Genomic DNA, 15,074 nt, shown 5'->3' with positions numbered 1-15,074 from the left:
GTCAGGAATGTGACAACTGGCGCGCCACGAACCCCAGCTTGTCGGGATTGACCATCACCCACACCTCGCTGACCAGGCCGTCACGGAACTCGAACGACGCGACGCCCACGACGGCCCCCGCCGTCCGCGCGACGATCGCGGGCGCGCCGTTGACCTCGGCGCAGGAGAGGTCCATGGCCGAGGCGAACTTCTCCATGCCGCCCACGACGAACCGCAGGACCTTCTCGCGGCCGACGACCGGCTTGCGCGCGGCGGTCGCCTTGCCGCCGCCGTCGCCCCACCACGTAACGTCAGCCGTGAACATCTTCTCCAGGCCGGCCATGTCCCCTTCGCGGGCCGCCGCGAGGAACGACTCAAGGAAGGCCTCACGCCGCTCCGCCGCCGCGTCGAACCGCGCCCGCTCATCCGTCACGGCCCGCGCCGCCCTGCGGTACAGCTGGCGGCAGTTGGCCTCACCGATGTCCAGGACCCCGGCGATCTCCCGGTGGCTGTACGCGAACGCCTCCCGCAGCACGTACACCGCACGCTCCACCGGCGTGAGCCGTTCCAGCAGGATCAGCAGCGCCATGGACACCGCGTCCCGCTGCTCCGCCGACTCCAGTGGACCGAGCGTGCCGCCCGAGGTGACGACCGGCTCCGGGAGCCACGGCCCCACGTACTCCTCGCGCCGCGCACGCGCCGACGTGAGCCTGTTGAGGCAGAGGTTGGTGACGACCTTGGCCAGCCAGGCGCCGGGCTGCCCGATCGCCGCCCGGTCCGCGCCGCTCCAGCGCAGATACGCGTCCTGCACGGCGTCCTCCGCCTCCTGGGCGGAGGAGAGCATGCGGTAGGCGAGCGAGAACATTCGGGGGCGATAGGACTCGAATTCATCGGCCAGTGCTGCGGTCGTCACGCGCTCAGCGTGCCAGAACGGCGCCGCAGGGTGGTCGTCACCGCCGGTCAGATGCCTGTCACAGGCTGCTGTGAGCCAGGCCACAGTGGTTCGCCCGTATGGGCGTCGATCAGGCGTGGCACACTGGCCTCGTACCAAAAGCAGCGCACTCCGGGGTCGGTGTAATTCCGAACCGGCGGTTACAGTCCGCGACCCGGTCACCTCCAGTGGCCGGTTGACCAGGTGAAACTCCTGGACCGACGGTGAAAGTCCGGATGGGAGGCAGTGCGCGGCGGGCGGGCATTCGTGCACGTCGCCGAGTGGCTTGTTTTTGGGATACCCGTCTCTTCGGGTTTCCCGGGGAGAGGTCTCGTTTTCCGGCGTCGCTCCCGATGCCGCAGTCCGTACATTCTGTCGTCATCGACAGGCCCCGGAGTCCGTGCCCCATGAGGCAGGAGGACCCGGTGGCCACCGCACCCGCGGCAGCAGTGAACGAGCACGAGCTCGCAGCCATGCGCCGTGCCATCACGCTCGCCGCTCTCGGGCTCGGCTCCACCAGTCCCAACCCGGTCGTCGGATGCGTGATCGTCGACGCCTCCGGAGAGACCGTCGGTGAGGGCTACCACCAGCGCGCGGGCGGCCCGCACGCCGAGGTCCACGCCCTGCGCGAGGCCGGTGAACAGGCCCGCGGCGCCACGGCTCTCGTCACCCTCGAACCCTGCAACCACACCGGACGCACCGGCCCCTGTGCCCAGGCGCTCATCGACGCCGGGATCGCCCGCGTCGTCTACGCCGTCGGCGACCCGAACCCCGCCGCGACCGGGGGCGCGCAGCGACTGCGCACCGCCGGAGTCGACGTGCGGGCGGGCCTGTTGGAGGACGAGGCCGCCGCCGGCAACGCCGCCTGGCTGACCTCCGTGCGGCTCGGCCGCCCCCACGTCACCTGGAAGTACGCCGCGACGCTCGACGGCCGTATCGCCGCCGCCGACGGCAGCAGCCGCTGGATCACCTCCGCCGATGCCCGCGCCGACGTCCACCGGCTGCGCGCCGAGTGCGACGCGGTGGTCGTCGGCTCCGGCACCCAGCGCGCCGACGACCCCCACCTCGCGGTGCGGGGCATCGAAGGCGCCGTACAGCCGCTGCGCGTCGTCGTCGACACGAACGGCACCGCGGTGGCGCCCGGCGCCCGCGTCCTCGACGACGCCGCTCCCACCCTCATCGCCGTCGCCGACAACGTGACCACCGACAGCGCGGCGGAGACCGTACGACTGCCGCGCGCGGACGGCGGGTTGGACATCCCGGCCCTCCTCGACGAGCTGCACGCGCGCGGGGTGCGTTCCGTCCTCCTCGAAGGCGGATCGACCCTCGCCGGAGCCTTCGTCGCCGCGGGCGCCGTCGACCGCGTCATCGCCTACCTCGCCCCCGTCCTGCTCGGCGCGGGCCCCGCCGCCCTCACCGGCGGCGGAATCACGACCATCACCGAAGCGTTGCGGCTCGACGTGAGCGAGAGCGTCCGCATCGGCCCCGATCTGCGCGTCACCGCGACCCTCGCAGCGCACGCGACCCCCGTAGCGAAGGAGCACTGAAGTGTTCACCGGAATCGTCGAAGAGCTGGGCGAGATCACCGCCGTCGAGAACCTGGACGACGCGTCCCGCTTCCGCGTCCGTGGCCCCGTCGTCACCGAAGGCGCGAAGCACGGCGACTCCATCGCGGTCAACGGCGTCTGTCTGACGGTCGTGGAGCACGAGGGCGAGGAGTTCACCGCCGACGTGATGGCCGAGACCCTGAACCGCTCCAGCCTCGGCGCGCTCGCGGCGGGATCGCGGGTCAACCTGGAGCGGCCCACCGCCGTGGGCGACCGCCTGGGTGGCCACATCGTGCAGGGGCACGTGGACGGTACCGGCGAGATCGTCGACCGCGAGCCCTCCGAGAACTGGGAGATCGTCAAGATCTCCCTGCCCGCCGGCCTCTCCCGCTACGTGGTCGAGAAGGGCTCCATCACCGTCGACGGCGTCAGCCTGACGGTGGTCGACGCGGGGCCCGACTACTTCACCATCAGCCTCATCCCCACCACCCTCGCCCTGACCACGCTCGGCATCAAGCAGCCCGGCGACCCGGTCAACCTCGAGGTCGACGTCATCGCGAAGTACGTCGAGCGGATGCTCGGCGACCGCGTCGGTGCCGGAACCGCCGCCGCTCCCGCTCCCGCTCAGGAGGCCACGAAGTGAACTGGCTCAACTCCGAAGCCTTCACGGCCTTCGGGCAGCACGTGATCTGGTCCGACATGGTCGGCAACACCATCGGCCTGATCGCCCTCGCCCTCGGCTGGCGGCGTTCCATATGGACCTGGCCCGCCCAGTTCCTCTCGGGCGTCGTCCTCGTCGGCGCCTACGCGTCCGCGCAGCTCTCCGGCGGTGTCGGCAAGCAGCTGCTCGTCATCGGCGTGGCCCTGTGGGGCTGGCGGCTGTGGACCAACGGCAAGCAGCAGGCGCAGGACGGCTCCATCGCCGTCCGGTTCGCCACCTGGAAGGAGCGCGGGGTGCTCATCGGTGGTACGGCCGTCGGCACCCTCGCGGTCGGCGCCCTGTTCTCCGCCGTCCCCGACCTGTCCTGGAACCCCTGGCCCGACGCCTACATCTTCGTCGGCACGCTCGCCGCGATGGTCGCCCAGGCCCGCGGCCTCGTCGAGTTCTGGTTCGCCTGGCTCCTGGTCGACGTGGTCGGAGTGCCGCTCGCGTTCAGCAGCGGCCTCGCCTTCTCCGGCCTCGTGTACGTCATCTACCTCGCGCTCGTCCTGTGGGGCATGCGCGACTGGTGGCTGCGGTCGCGCACTGCGTCCTCGCAGGCCACGCAGCCCGACATGGAAGGAGCCCCGGCATGAGCGCGGCACCGGTTTGGTACAGCACGGGTCACGAAGAAGACGCCTCCGACCTGGCCCTCGACCCCGTCGAGGCGGCCATCCGTGACATCGCCGCCGGGCGGCCCGTCGTGGTCGTCGACGACGAGGACCGCGAGAACGAGGGCGACCTCGTCATCGCGGCCGAGAAGGCGACGCCCGAGATCATCGCCTTCATGATGAGCGAGTGCCGCGGCCTGATCTGCGCGCCCATGGAGGGTGACGAGCTCGACCGCCTCCGGCTCCCGCAGATGGTCGAGAACAACACCGAGTCGATGCGGACGGCCTTCACCGTCTCCGTCGACGCGAGCGGCGCGCACGGCGTCACCACCGGCATCTCGGCCGCCGACCGCGCCACCACGCTCCAGATGCTCGCCGCGGGCACGTATCAGCCGGCCGACTTCGTGCGGCCGGGCCACATCTTCCCGCTGCGCGCCAAGTCCGGTGGCGTCCTGGTCCGCAACGGCCACACCGAGGCCGCCGTCGACCTCGCGCGCCTCGCGGGCCTGCGCCCGGCAGGCGCGATCGTCGAGATCGCGGGCGAGGACGGCACGATGCTCCGCCTGCCGGAGCTGATCCCGTTCGCCCGCAAGCACGGCCTGACGATCATCTCCATCGAGGATTTGATCGCCTACCGCAGCAGCTCCGAGCCGACGGTCCGCCGCGAGGCCGAGGTCCACCTGCCCACCGCCTTCGGCGACTTCACGGCGTACGGCTACCGCTCCACCGTCGACGGCGTCGAGCACGTCGCCCTCGTCCACGGCGAGGTCGGCGAGGGCGATGACGTCCTGGTCCGCATCCACTCCGAGTGCCTGACCGGCGACGTCTTCCACTCCCTTCGCTGCGACTGCGGCCCCCAGCTGGAGGCGTCCATGCGGCGCATCACGGACGAGGGCCGCGGCGTCGTCGTCTACCTCCGCGGCCACGAGGGCCGCGGCATCGGCCTGCTCTCCAAGCTGCGTGCCTACGAACTCCAGGAGCGCGGCAGCGACACCCTGGACGCCAACCTGGAACTCGGCCTGCCCGCCGACGCCAGGGACTACGGCGCGGGCGCCCGCATCCTGGACGACCTCGGCATCCGCAGCGTGCGCCTGATGACGAACAACCCCGACAAGACCGACGCGGTGATCCGGCACGGCCTGAAGGTCACCGGACGCGAGCCCATGGCAGTCCAGGCGGGCGAGCACAACCTCCGTTACCTGCGCACCAAGCGGGACCGGATGGGTCACGACCTGCCCTGGCTGGACACCACCCCCGAAGTGTCCGCCTGCGGCAATCAGTAAGCAGAAACCGGCCTACGAGAAGTACCGGCACACGACAACCAGGAGAAGCGCGTGAGCGGCAAGGGTGCACCCGAACTGAGTGTGAAGAACTGCGGAGACCTGCGGGTCGCGGTGATCGCCGCCCAGTGGCACGAGAAGGTCATGGACGGCCTCGTCGACGGCGCGCTGCGCGCCCTGCACGAGCTCGGCATCAGCGAGCCGACCGTCCTGCGCGTACCCGGCAGCTTCGAGCTGCCGGTCGTCGCCAAGGTCCTCGCCGGACGCGGCTACGACGCGATCGTGGCACTCGGCGTCGTCATCCGCGGCGGAACCCCGCACTTCGAGTACGTGTGCCAGGGCGTCACCCAGGGCCTGACCCAGGTCAGCATCGACACCGGCGTCCCCGTCGGCTTCGGCGTCCTCACCTGCGACACCGAGGAGCAGGCCCTGGACAGGGCGGGCATCGAGGGCTCCCGCGAGGACAAGGGGCACGAAGCGGTCACCGCGGCCGTCGCCACCGCGACCACGCTGCGTACGATCTCCGAACCCTGGCGGTGAGCGGGGCCGGGGAGCCGCGTAAAGTAAGCGACATCATGTCCAAGAAGACTTTCGAGGAGCTCTTCACCGAGCTCCAGCACAAGGCCGCCAACGGCGACCCCGCCACGTCGCGCACCGCCGAGCTGGTCGACAAGGGCGTCCATGCCATCGGCAAGAAGGTCGTCGAGGAGGCCGCCGAGGTCTGGATGGCCGCCGAGCACGAGGGCAAGGAAGCCGCGGCCGAGGAGATCTCCCAGCTCCTCTACCACGTTCAGGTGATGATGGTCGCCCGCGGCATCTCCCTCGACGACGTGTACGCCCACCTCTGAGCCGTACGCCCCACCGTCTCCAACTCCCCATCAACGCAAAGGAATCCGTCCTCATGCTGCGCATCGCCGTTCCCAACAAGGGTTCACTGTCCGGACCTGCGTCGGCGATGCTCCATGAGGCCGGGTACCAGCAGCGCAAGGAGTCCAAGGAGCTCGTCCTCGTCGACCCGGACAACGAAGTCGAGTTCTTCTACCTCCGGCCCAAGGACATCGCGATCTATGTCTCGGCCGGCAAGCTCGACATCGGCATCACCGGCCAGGACCTCCTGATCGACTCCGGCGCGAACGCCGAGACGATCCTGCCGCTCGGCTTCGCCCGCTCCACCTTCCGCTTCGCGGCGAAGCCGGGCACGGCCAGCACCATCGCGGACCTCGCGGGCATGACCGTCGCGACCTCGTACGAGGGCATCGTCGCCAAGCACCTCGCGGACAGCGGCATCGACGCCTCCGTCGTCCACCTCGACGGCGCCGTCGAGACGGCCATCGAGCTGGGCGTCGCCCAGGTCATCGCGGACGTCGTGGAGACCGGCACCTCGCTGCGCAACGCGGGCCTCGAAGTGTTCGGCGAGCCGATCATGAAGTCCGAGGCGGTCGTCATCCGCCGCACCGGCGCCGACACCGACGACCCCAAGGTCCAGCAGTTCCTGCGCCGCCTCCAGGGCGTCCTGGTCGCCCGCGCGTACGTGATGATGGACTACGACTGCCGGGCCGAGCACCTGGAGCAGGCCGTCGCCCTCACCCCGGGCCTCGAGTCGCCGACGATCTCGCCCCTGCACAACGAGGGCTGGGTCGCCGTCCGCTCCATGGTCCCGGCCAAGGAGGCCCAGCGGATCATGGACGACCTGTACGCCATCGGGGCGCGGGCCATCCTGACCACGGCCATCCACGCCTGCCGCCTCTGAACCGGCAGGAGAACCCGCCTCATGTCCGAGCTTCCCGAGCTCCCCGCCCTGCCCGTGACCTTCCGTCCGAGCCGGACCCGGGCCGTCCTGCTCACCGCCGGCGCCGCGATCCTCGTGGTCCTCACGGTGATCGCCCTGCTCATCCCGGGCCTCAGCCCGGGGGAGCGGCTCAGCTTCATCTTCACCGGCGTCCTGCTCCTCGGTGTCCTGATGCTCCTGAGCAGGCCCAAGGTCGTCGCCGACGAGTCCGGCGTGACCGTCGTCAACATCGCCACCAGCAGGCGCCTGGCCTGGGCCGAGATCGTCCAGGTCAATCTGCGGCCCGGCGACCCGTGGGTCTTCCTGAACCTCAGTGACGGCACCAGCCTCCCCGTCATGGGCATCCAGCCGGGCATCGCCAAGCAGCGGGCCATCAGCGACGCCCGCTCGCTGCGTGCCCTCGCCGACGCCCGCTCGCCGCGGGGCTGACGTTTGTGGCCAGGTCTTGATTAATCTGGTGGCGGGGCACGCAAGGTGTGCCGCCCCGCCCCTGTCGGGCCCGCCCGGTCCACAGGGGCTCCTGCTACCCGAGGAGTGACTCCCTCCGGCGATGGACGGTTCGTCCTGTAGTACATGCGCCGCCCCCTCCCGACATACCGGGACAGGCAAGACCAGGGAGGCGGCGGCATGACGACTTCCCTGCTGCTTCTCGGGGCGGCATTCCTGCTGATTCTCGCCAACGGCTTCTTCGTGGCCGCCGAGTTCGGACTCGTCACCGTGGAGCGCCCGGACGCCGAGAAGGCCGCGGCCGAAGGCGACCGAAGGGCCCGTACGGTCGTCGACGCCCTGAAGGAGCTGTCCTTCCAGCTCTCCGGCACCCAGCTCGGCATCACCATCACCTCGCTCGTGGTCGGCATGCTCGCCGAACCGGCGCTCGCGCATCTGCTCGCGGGCCCCTTCACGGCGACCGGCCTCCCGGAAGGCGCCGTACCGAGCGTCTCCGTGGTCGTGGGGATGCTCCTGGCGTCCGCCGTGCAGATGGTGATCGGCGAGCTGGTCCCGAAGAACTGGGCGGTGTCCAAGCCGCTCCAGGTCGCACGGTTCGTCGCGGGCCCGCAGCATGTGTTCTCGCGCCTCCTGAGGCCCGTGATCTCCCTCCTGAACGCCACGGCCAACCGGCTCGTGCGGCTGTTCGGTGTCGAGCCCGCCGAGGAGCTCGCCTCGGCGCGCACCCCCGGTGAGCTGGTCTCCCTCGCCCGGCACTCGGCCCAGGCGGGCACCCTCGAACAGGACACCGCGGACCTGTTCGTGCGCACCCTCTCCCTCGGCGAGCTGACCGCGCAGCACGTCATGACCCCGCGGGTGAAGGTCAGCGCGCTGCAGACGTCGGCCACCGCCGAGGACGTGGTGAACCTGACCCGCGCCACCGGGCTCTCACGCTTCCCCGTCTACCGCGAGCGCATCGACGAGATCGTCGGCATGGTGCACCTCAAGGACGCCCTCGCGGTCCCGGCCCACGAGCGCCTGCGGGCCCCGGTCGGCCGCATCGCGCAGGCGCCGCTCCTGGTCCCGGAGACGCTGCCCGTGCGGCAGCTCTTGGAACAGCTGCGCAGCGAGCAGCCGATAGCCGTCGTCGTCGACGAGTACGGCGGCACGGCCGGCGTGGTCACCCTGGAGGACATCGTCGAGGAGCTCGTCGGCGAGGTCCGCGACGAGCACGACCTGCTCGACCTGCCCGACATCGCCCCGGCACCGGCCGAGGACGGCCGGCCCGCGTGGGACGCCGACGGCAGCTGCCGCGTCGACACGCTCCAGCGCATCGGACTCGACGTCCCCGAGGGGCCGTACGAGACCGTGGCGGGGCTCGTCGCCGATCTGCTCGGCCGCATCCCCGCCCCCGGTGACCGGGCCGAGCTCCCGGGCTGGCGGCTCGCGGTGCGCCAGGTGGACCACTACCGCGCCGCGCGGGTACGGCTCGTGCGGACCCCGGAGGCCTCGGAGGCCTCGGAGGCCGCGAAAGCCATGAGCGTGGCGGAGGCCGCCCGATGAGCATGCTCCAACTCCTGTTCGCCCTGCTCCTCGTCCTCGCGAACGGCTTCTTCGTCGGGGCCGAGTTCGCGCTCGTCTCCGTACGCCGTAGCCAGATCGAACCGCTGGGCGGCAAGCGGGCCCGCCAGGTCCTCTACGGCCTGGAGCACCTGCCGCAGATGATGGCCGCCGCCCAGTTCGGCATCACCGTCTGCTCGTTGACGCTCGGCGCGGTCGCCGAGCCCACCGTCGCGCATCTCCTGGAGCCCGTCTTCGCGGCGGCCCACATCCCCGAAGGGGCGATCCATCCGCTCGGGTACGCCATCGCGCTCGCCGTGGTGGTCTTCCTCCACCTCGTCGTCGGCGAGATGGTCCCGAAGAACCTCGCGATGGCCGCCCCCGAGAAGACCGCGCTCTGGTTCAGCCCCGGCCTCGTCGCCTTCGCCCGCCTCTGCCGTCCGGTCACGGTGGCGCTCGGGGCGTGCGCGCGGCTCGTCCTGAAACTCTTCGGGGTCGAGCCCAAGGACGAGGTCGAGGCCGTCTTCACCAGCGAGCAGCTCAACCGCCTCGTCGGCGACTCGGGCCAGGCGGGGCTGCTCGAACCCGAGGAGCAGGAGCGCCTGGAGGACGCCCTGGAGCTCGGCTCGCGCCAGGTGACGGACGTCCTGCTCGACCGGGCCTCGCTGGTGACGGTCGGCGCCGGGGTCACCCCGGCGCAGGTCATCGAACTCACCGGGCGTACCGGTTACTCCCGTTTCCCGGTCTGTGCGGAGAACGGCGCCTTCATGGGCTACCTCCATGTGAAGGACGTACTCGACCTGACCGACGGCACGGAGCCGGACCGCGCGGTGCCGCAGCAGGTCTGGCGCCCGATGACGACGCTGCGCGCCGAACTCCCCCTGGACGACGCCCTGACGGTGATGCGCCGCGCCGCGACGCATCTGGCACAGGTCGCCGACGCGTCGGGCAAGGTGCTCGGCCTGGTCGCCCTGGAGGACGTACTGGAGCTGCTGGTGGGCGAGGTCCGCGACCCGGCGCACCGGGTGGCGGTACCGCGCAGGCCTCAGGAGGCCCGGGACGGCGCCCTGGTGTGAGCGGCGGGGCCCAGGGTCCCCGGGGAGTCAGATCCCCGGCGGGCTCTGCGGCCCTCGCCCCGACAGCACCTCGCCGTAAGCCTGCATCAGGTCGGGGAGCCGCAGCGTCGACAGGTCGTCACGGCTCGGTTCGCCGGAATAGCCGGTCAGGCGCAGATCGCGGTAGGCGCAGCTCTTCTCGTAGAGCGTGCGCAGGAAGCGGCCGTTGCCCAGTTCGTCGATCCACGCCTGGTCGACGACGTGCCCGCTGATGGAGCGCAGCTCGTCGAGCGCCTCCTCGTCCCACACATCTCCGTTGTCGGCGGCCAGGACCTCGCCGATGGAGGTGAGCTCCAGGGGGCGGTACGAGGGGAAATCCACGCGGGTCGTGAAGCGGGAGGAGAGCCCGGGGTTGGCGGCCAGCAGGCGGTCCATGCCCTCGGGGTAGCCCGCGAGGATCACGACCAGGTGGTCGCGGTTGTCCTCGGCACGCTTGAGCAGCACCTGGAGCGCTTCGTCGCCGTACGCGTCGCCCTTGCCGTACCCCGAGTTGGAGAGGGAGTACGCCTCGTCCACGAACAGGACGCCGCCGATCGCCGAGTCGATCAGTTCGTTGGCCTTCACGGCGGTCTGGCCCAGATACTCGCCGACCAGGTCCGCCCGCTGCGCCTCCACCAGATGGTCGCCGCCGAGCAGGCCGAGCGCGTAGAACGCACGCCCCAGGATGCGGGCCACGGTGGTCTTGCCGGTGCCCGAGGGGCCGGAGAAGACGAAGTGTCGTTTCGGCGGCTGCACGGGCAGGCCCTGCGCGGTCCGCAGGCGCGCCATGTTCAACTGCGCCGAGAGCGCCTTGACCTGCCGCTTGACGGGTTCGAGGCCGACCATCCCCTCCAGTTCGGCGAGCGCGGCCTCCAGGAGCGCGGGGTCGGTGGGCCCCGGCGGGAGCTGCGGCAGCCCCGGCTGGATGGGGATCACGGCCTTCTCGCGCACCGATTCGGTCGCGGACGGGCCGCCGGTGGACGGCAGTTCGGGCTCGGTGACCTTCAGGTCGCGCCCTTCGGTGCCGAAGAGCGGATCGATCCCGTCGGGGCCGTCCATCACGTCCTGCCCGAAGCCGGTCAGGGCGATCGCCGCCAGGTCCGTGACCTCGTCGTACCCGTCGCCCTCGGAGATCGCCGCGAGCCGTGCGGAGGTGTCCATGAAGGAGGGGTCCACCCGGTGCACCGCGCGGTAGAGCGGCAGGGCCGCCGCCGAGCGGCCCGTGCCCTCGTGCGCGCGGGCCAGCCAGTAGCGAAGCTCCTTGCGCTGCGGCTGCTCGCTGCGGCACCGCATCAGGGCGGCGGAGAGCAGCGGCTCGGCCTGGCCGTACATCTCCAGGCGTACACGGGCCATGCCTCCGAAGAGGCCCGCCTCGATGCCCAGCATCGCGTCGTCGATCAGCGAGTCCGTGTGCCGGACCAACTGCTCCCAGTCCTTGACCAGATAGGAGCGGCAGGCGTGCAGGAACCGCACCTGCGGATCCGCGTCGACCGGTGGCAGTCCCGCCAACGCCCGGTCGAGCTCGGGGACATGACGTCCGTCCAGCCAGTGCGAGGCGTGCGCGAGCAGCAGGTCACGTGTGCTCTCCAGGACGGGCTGCACCCACCAGCCCAGCCAGTACCAGGAGTTGAGGGTGCGCCCGTGCCGGGTGCGCTGTTCCCCGAACCGGTCCCGGTGCTGGAACATCCGAAGGAGTGCCGTCGTCGTGTCGATGCGCAGCGCGTGCAGTCCGAGCCAGCCGTCGGCCATCCCCGGATCCATCCGCACCGCGGCCCGGAACTCCTCCTCCGCCTGCGGATAGGCGCCCATCGTGTAGGCGTCGACGCCCCTCAGCCAGGCGAGGTCGGCCGGGGCGGGTGAGCCCACCGCGTCGAAGTCCATCACGTCCCCCACAAACCGTGCCCCCGTTTGTGTACCGCCGGGCCGGTGCCCGTCGGCAACTTCGCTGAACCGCCGTGCTGCGGACGGACGTTGAACCGGCGCGCGGAGCAGCCGTCCGTAAGTCGCACCGAAAGGCATCGTACCTGCGGGGGAGTGCTCGGCCGTAGGGTGCCGCAGCGCGGGATCAGGCAGGGGAAGGGGGCCTCGTCGTCACCGAGGGTGAGCGAAAGGCGGCTCGCGGCGTCCGGAATGCGCGCTCGGAGGGCAGTACGAAGCCCCCGATCACGGGGGAACAACCGGGGGCTTCGCGTCTGCGGGCGACCCCGAAAGGCCGCACATTCAGAACGTAAGTCCTGTAAGGGCCCTGGGTCAAGCCGAGTTGAGGCACTCATGGAAACTGGCGAGAACTTCTGGGAGCGCTCTTCGGGAGGTTCAGCGGATCGCCTCCGGTCCCTCACTCTCTGTGACAATTTGGCTCTGCGCATCCGCCTCATCCGGCCCTCGCAGCACCTCATATCCCTCTCGGCACTGTCGCACCAAAGACTGAGCGAAGGGGCGTGAAGGGTCTTTCGTGAAGTGCTGGCGCTCCGCGGGTTCCCATCCGTCCCAGAAGTCGCTCTGGACCGCCCCGTCCCGGTGGCGCCCCCTGCCCCAGGCCTCGTCCTGGGGCAGCTCCATCCACAGCAGTCGCGCCAGGAACGGGCGCAGAGCGCGGCGGCCCGCGCCGACCCCCTCGACGAGGACCACCGGCGCCGGCGGCAGAGCGCGGACCTCAGGCCCGAAACGGCGCTCGTGCCAGTCGTACGTCTCGTAGTGCGCCGTTTCGCCGCGCGAGAGCGGCACGATGACCTGCCGCCGCAGCCGCTCCGTCCAGTCGAACAGCGCGTCGTGGCTCGCGATGTCGTCGAGGCGCAGGACGGGCGCGCCGCCCAGCGCGTCGGCGAGGCGGTCGGCGAAGGTCGACTTGCCGGAGCCCGCGTGCCCGTCGACGGCGACGAGGCGGACCGGGCCGCAGGAGGGCGGCAGGCGCAGCAGCTCCGCTGCGACGCGGGCCAGGGGAGTGGGAGCGGCGTGTGCGGTGGCGTATGCGGTCATCACGGGCAAGCGTACGGGTGCGGAATTCCTCGCTCCGCGCGCCGTCGCAGCTCACGCCAGTGGTCGAGGCCAATATTGACGAACGCGGTGATGGTCGAAGCGCTGGCAGAAGTCGGCGTGCAGCAGCCATAGTTGGCCTACCGCCGTGCACCTGACCTGCCCCTTCCGGACCCGTCCGGAAACCCGCGTCGACTGCGGGTCCCAGCCATGGACCGAGCTGATGACATGTCCCGCAGAACCGTCCTCACCGCGGCCGCGGCCGTGGCAGCACTGGCCGCCACCGCGAGCCCGGCACTCGCGTCGGGCGGCCTCGCCGGCGCCCCGCGCGCGAAGCGACCGGTGAGCAACCGCTTCTGGTCCTCGTCCGCCGACTGGGGCGCCGGCACCGCCGAGGGCACCCGTGCCGTCTCCGGGGCCCGCCCGGCCGTGGAGATCGCCGAGGCCGCGGGCACGACCGAGTACGCCGATCCGCACACCGGCAAGACCGCCACCTGGGAGTACGCCCGGTGGACCTCGCCCGTGCACCGGCCCGCCGTCCCCGCGACGGAGGTCATCGCCTCCTGGAACGCCCGCACACCCGCCGGGACGTGGCTCCAGGTCGAGCTCCAGGGAACGTACTCGGACAAGGCGAAGACTCCCTGGTACGTCCTCGGCCGCTGGACGTCGGGCGACGACAAGGACAAGGACATCCGCCGTACGTCGGTCGACGACCAGAGCGACGGCAAGTCGAGCATCTGGACGGACACCTTCGCCATCGACGACACGACGACGTCCCTGCGCCTCGTCTCGTACAAGCTGCGCCTGACCCTGTACCGCAAGCCGGGCGCCACCCACACCCCCACCGTGTGGCGGCTCGGCGCGATGGCGTCCGCCGTCCCCGACCGCTTCACCGTCCCGGCGTCGAAGCCGGGTCTCGCCAAGGAACTGACGGTCCCGCGCTACTCGCAGGAGACCCACGTCGGCCAGTATCCGGAGTACGACAACGGCGGCGAGGCCTGGTGCAGCCCCACCTCCTCGCAGATGATCATCGAGTTCTGGGGCCGCAAGCCGACCGCCGAGGACCTCGCCTGGGTCGACCCGTCGTACGCCGACCCCCAGGTGTGCCACGCGGCGCGCCACACCTTCGACTACCAGTACGCGGGCTGCGGCAACTGGCCCTTCAACGCGGCCTACGCGTCGACGTACAAGGACTTCCAGGCCGTGGTCACCCGCCTCACCTCGCTCACGGAGCTGGAGTCACTGATCGCCGCGGGCATTCCGGCCATAACGTCGCAGTCGTTCCTCAAGGAGGAGCTGACGGGCGCCGGTTACGGCACGGCGGGCCACCTGATGACGGTGATCGGCTTCACGCCGAAGGGCGACGTGATCGCCAACGACCCGGCATCGCCGAGCAACGAGGCGGTGCGCCGCGTCTACAAGCGCCGCGAGTGGGAGAACATCTGGCTCCGCACGAAGCGCTACAACTCCACGGGCAAGGTGGTCTCCGGCACGGGAGGCGTCTGCTACCTGTACTTCCCGACGAAGCTCTCGGCGAAGCAGAACGCGGCGCTGGCAGAGGTGGGAATCCACTAGGACCACGAAAGGGCCCCCTCTCCACAGCCGGAAAGGGGGCCGACGCCACGCGAGCGCGGTGAGCCCTCAGCGGGGGCCGCTTCGCTCCCGCATCCCCTCCACGGCATAGGCGACACCGACGAAGAGAGCCCACGCCGGGGCGGCGATCATGCCCGGCCAGAAACCGAAGAACATCGCGGGCAGGAAGAAGCCGCCGCCCATGGCCAGATCCCGGGTGAGGTAGGGCGGACGGCTCGCGCGGCGGGGGTACTTCGTGAAGACCCAGGCGTAGTGCAGGAGGCAGGCGACGATCCCGGCCTCGTAGACGTAAAGGACCTCGTGCATCAGGGACTTCGGTACCAGGATCATGATCCCCAACACCGGCAGGAAGAGGGGCATCCCGATGAGCAAGGTCAGCCGGAGGCGCCGGTTGGGGCCGGTGCCGAGTCCGGTGCGGGCGGCTTCGGCCTCGGCGATGCGTTGCGCTGAGTACAGGTCCATGGTCGTCCCTCGGAGTGAAGCGGGGAGGGGAGCGGTGCACCACGCACCCCGTCCGTCCCGGCCCAGGCGAAACTTCCGGGGATCGTAGCCGACGAGGCCGAGCCGGTCATCGGCCATGGCGACGGCCCC

15 protein-coding genes and 1 riboswitch are annotated in these 15,074 nt (G+C 70.9%); of the genes, 11 read left to right on the top strand and 4 right to left on the bottom strand.

The features are described from left to right. Position 1: 1 nt before the first annotated feature. Complete coding sequence (locus ACIBCK_RS19105) at positions 2 to 892, bottom strand: RNA polymerase sigma-70 factor (protein WP_399391672.1); 891 nt, start codon at positions 890 to 892, stop codon at positions 2 to 4. A gap of 141 nt (positions 893 to 1,033) precedes the next feature. Further along, a riboswitch (FMN riboswitch) is annotated at positions 1,034 to 1,164 on the top strand. 219 nt (positions 1,165 to 1,383) lie between these two features. On the opposite strand from ACIBCK_RS19105, the gene ribD reads away from it, so the two are divergent. The 10 genes from ribD to ACIBCK_RS19055 all read left to right on the top strand — a co-directional run bounded on the left by ribD (position 1,384) and on the right by ACIBCK_RS19055 (position 9,899). After that, a complete protein-coding gene (ribD, locus tag ACIBCK_RS19100) occupies positions 1,384 to 2,457 on the top strand; it encodes a bifunctional diaminohydroxyphosphoribosylaminopyrimidine deaminase/5-amino-6-(5-phosphoribosylamino)uracil reductase RibD (protein ID WP_399392282.1) in 1,074 nt (357 codons plus the stop codon). Between the two features lies 1 nt (position 2,458). After that, positions 2,459 to 3,100, top strand: a complete 642-nt coding sequence (locus tag ACIBCK_RS19095; protein ID WP_399391670.1) for a riboflavin synthase — start codon at positions 2,459 to 2,461, stop codon at positions 3,098 to 3,100. Between the two features lie 56 nt (positions 3,101 to 3,156). Then, positions 3,157 to 3,753, top strand: a complete 597-nt coding sequence (locus tag ACIBCK_RS19090) for a nicotinamide riboside transporter PnuC (RefSeq protein WP_399392280.1) — start codon at positions 3,157 to 3,159, stop codon at positions 3,751 to 3,753. Continuing rightward, complete coding sequence (locus ACIBCK_RS19085) at positions 3,750 to 5,051, top strand: bifunctional 3,4-dihydroxy-2-butanone-4-phosphate synthase/GTP cyclohydrolase II (RefSeq protein ID WP_399391668.1); 1,302 nt, start codon at positions 3,750 to 3,752, stop codon at positions 5,049 to 5,051. The genes ACIBCK_RS19090 and ACIBCK_RS19085 overlap by 4 nt, the downstream gene beginning before the upstream one ends. Before the next feature lie 51 nt (positions 5,052 to 5,102). Next, positions 5,103 to 5,588: a 6,7-dimethyl-8-ribityllumazine synthase gene (gene ribH / locus ACIBCK_RS19080; protein ID WP_367039852.1), complete on the top strand. Its 486-nt coding sequence runs from the start codon at positions 5,103 to 5,105 to the stop codon at positions 5,586 to 5,588. Positions 5,589 to 5,623: 35 nt separating this feature from the next. Then, the gene (locus ACIBCK_RS19075) at positions 5,624 to 5,896 is read left to right on the top strand and encodes a phosphoribosyl-ATP diphosphatase (protein ID WP_055564821.1); all 273 of its coding nucleotides are present in this window, start codon (positions 5,624 to 5,626) and stop codon (positions 5,894 to 5,896) included. 53 nt (positions 5,897 to 5,949) lie between these two features. Beyond that, positions 5,950 to 6,798, top strand: coding sequence for an ATP phosphoribosyltransferase (gene hisG / locus ACIBCK_RS19070; protein WP_399391665.1), 849 nt, complete (start codon positions 5,950 to 5,952; stop codon positions 6,796 to 6,798). Between the two features lie 21 nt (positions 6,799 to 6,819). Next, the gene (locus ACIBCK_RS19065) at positions 6,820 to 7,266 is read left to right on the top strand and encodes a PH domain-containing protein (RefSeq protein WP_399391663.1); all 447 of its coding nucleotides are present in this window, start codon (positions 6,820 to 6,822) and stop codon (positions 7,264 to 7,266) included. A 198-nt stretch (positions 7,267 to 7,464) separates the two neighbouring features. Then, complete coding sequence (locus ACIBCK_RS19060) at positions 7,465 to 8,826, top strand: hemolysin family protein (RefSeq protein ID WP_399391662.1); 1,362 nt, start codon at positions 7,465 to 7,467, stop codon at positions 8,824 to 8,826. Continuing rightward, on the top strand, positions 8,823 to 9,899 hold the full coding sequence (locus tag ACIBCK_RS19055; RefSeq protein ID WP_399391660.1) for a hemolysin family protein: 1,077 nt from the start codon (positions 8,823 to 8,825) through the stop codon (positions 9,897 to 9,899). The genes ACIBCK_RS19060 and ACIBCK_RS19055 overlap by 4 nt, the downstream gene beginning before the upstream one ends. Positions 9,900 to 9,926: 27 nt before the next feature. Here the strand turns inward: ACIBCK_RS19055 and ACIBCK_RS19050 are convergent, their stop codons facing one another. Together ACIBCK_RS19050 and ACIBCK_RS19045 are read right to left on the bottom strand one after the other, a co-directional pair. Then, complete coding sequence (locus ACIBCK_RS19050; protein ID WP_399392278.1) at positions 9,927 to 11,798, bottom strand: AAA family ATPase; 1,872 nt, start codon at positions 11,796 to 11,798, stop codon at positions 9,927 to 9,929. A 432-nt stretch (positions 11,799 to 12,230) separates the two neighbouring features. Continuing rightward, positions 12,231 to 12,893 carry a uridine kinase gene (locus tag ACIBCK_RS19045; protein WP_399391658.1) on the bottom strand — a complete coding sequence of 221 codons (663 nt, stop codon included), beginning with the start codon at positions 12,891 to 12,893 and terminating at the stop codon, positions 12,231 to 12,233. A 207-nt stretch (positions 12,894 to 13,100) separates the two neighbouring features. On the opposite strand from ACIBCK_RS19045, the gene ACIBCK_RS19040 reads away from it, so the two are divergent. Next, positions 13,101 to 14,465 (top strand): peptidase C39 family protein, encoded by a 1,365-nt coding sequence (locus ACIBCK_RS19040; protein WP_399391656.1) that lies wholly within the window; start codon positions 13,101 to 13,103, stop codon positions 14,463 to 14,465. Between the two features lie 66 nt (positions 14,466 to 14,531). Here the strand turns inward: ACIBCK_RS19040 and ACIBCK_RS19035 are convergent, their stop codons facing one another. Beyond that, on the bottom strand, positions 14,532 to 14,945 hold the full coding sequence (locus ACIBCK_RS19035) for a hypothetical protein (protein ID WP_399391653.1): 414 nt from the start codon (positions 14,943 to 14,945) through the stop codon (positions 14,532 to 14,534). Positions 14,946 to 15,074: the final 129 nt, after the last annotated feature.

Source organism: Streptomyces sp. NPDC051218 (assembly GCF_044455475.1).
In the GTDB taxonomy this organism is placed as follows: Bacteria; Actinomycetota; Actinomycetes; order Streptomycetales; family Streptomycetaceae; genus Streptomyces.
The sequence above is the reverse complement of the archived record's forward strand: the minus strand, read 5'-3'. Positions and strand labels throughout refer to the sequence as shown.

Excerpts from the sequence above, each read along its gene's own strand:
- ACIBCK_RS19085 (WP_399391668.1), top strand. The coding sequence starts at position 3,750 with ATGAGCGCGGCACCGGTTTGGTACAGCACGGGTCACGAAGAAGACGCC.
- ACIBCK_RS19035 (WP_399391653.1), bottom strand. The coding sequence starts at position 14,945 with ATGGACCTGTACTCAGCGCAACGCATCGCCGAGGCCGAAGCCGCCCGC.
- ACIBCK_RS19055 (WP_399391660.1), top strand. The coding sequence starts at position 8,823 with ATGAGCATGCTCCAACTCCTGTTCGCCCTGCTCCTCGTCCTCGCGAAC.
- ACIBCK_RS19040 (WP_399391656.1), top strand. The coding sequence starts at position 13,101 with ATGGACCGAGCTGATGACATGTCCCGCAGAACCGTCCTCACCGCGGCC.
- ACIBCK_RS19075 (WP_055564821.1), top strand. The coding sequence starts at position 5,624 with ATGTCCAAGAAGACTTTCGAGGAGCTCTTCACCGAGCTCCAGCACAAG.
- hisG (WP_399391665.1), top strand. The coding sequence starts at position 5,950 with ATGCTGCGCATCGCCGTTCCCAACAAGGGTTCACTGTCCGGACCTGCG.
- ACIBCK_RS19050 (WP_399392278.1), bottom strand. The coding sequence starts at position 11,798 with ATGGACTTCGACGCGGTGGGCTCACCCGCCCCGGCCGACCTCGCCTGG.
- ACIBCK_RS19045 (WP_399391658.1), bottom strand. The coding sequence starts at position 12,893 with ATGACCGCATACGCCACCGCACACGCCGCTCCCACTCCCCTGGCCCGC.
- ACIBCK_RS19065 (WP_399391663.1), top strand. The coding sequence starts at position 6,820 with ATGTCCGAGCTTCCCGAGCTCCCCGCCCTGCCCGTGACCTTCCGTCCG.
- ACIBCK_RS19060 (WP_399391662.1), top strand. The coding sequence starts at position 7,465 with ATGACGACTTCCCTGCTGCTTCTCGGGGCGGCATTCCTGCTGATTCTC.
- ribD (WP_399392282.1), top strand. The coding sequence starts at position 1,384 with ATGCGCCGTGCCATCACGCTCGCCGCTCTCGGGCTCGGCTCCACCAGT.
- ACIBCK_RS19090 (WP_399392280.1), top strand. The coding sequence starts at position 3,157 with ATGGTCGGCAACACCATCGGCCTGATCGCCCTCGCCCTCGGCTGGCGG.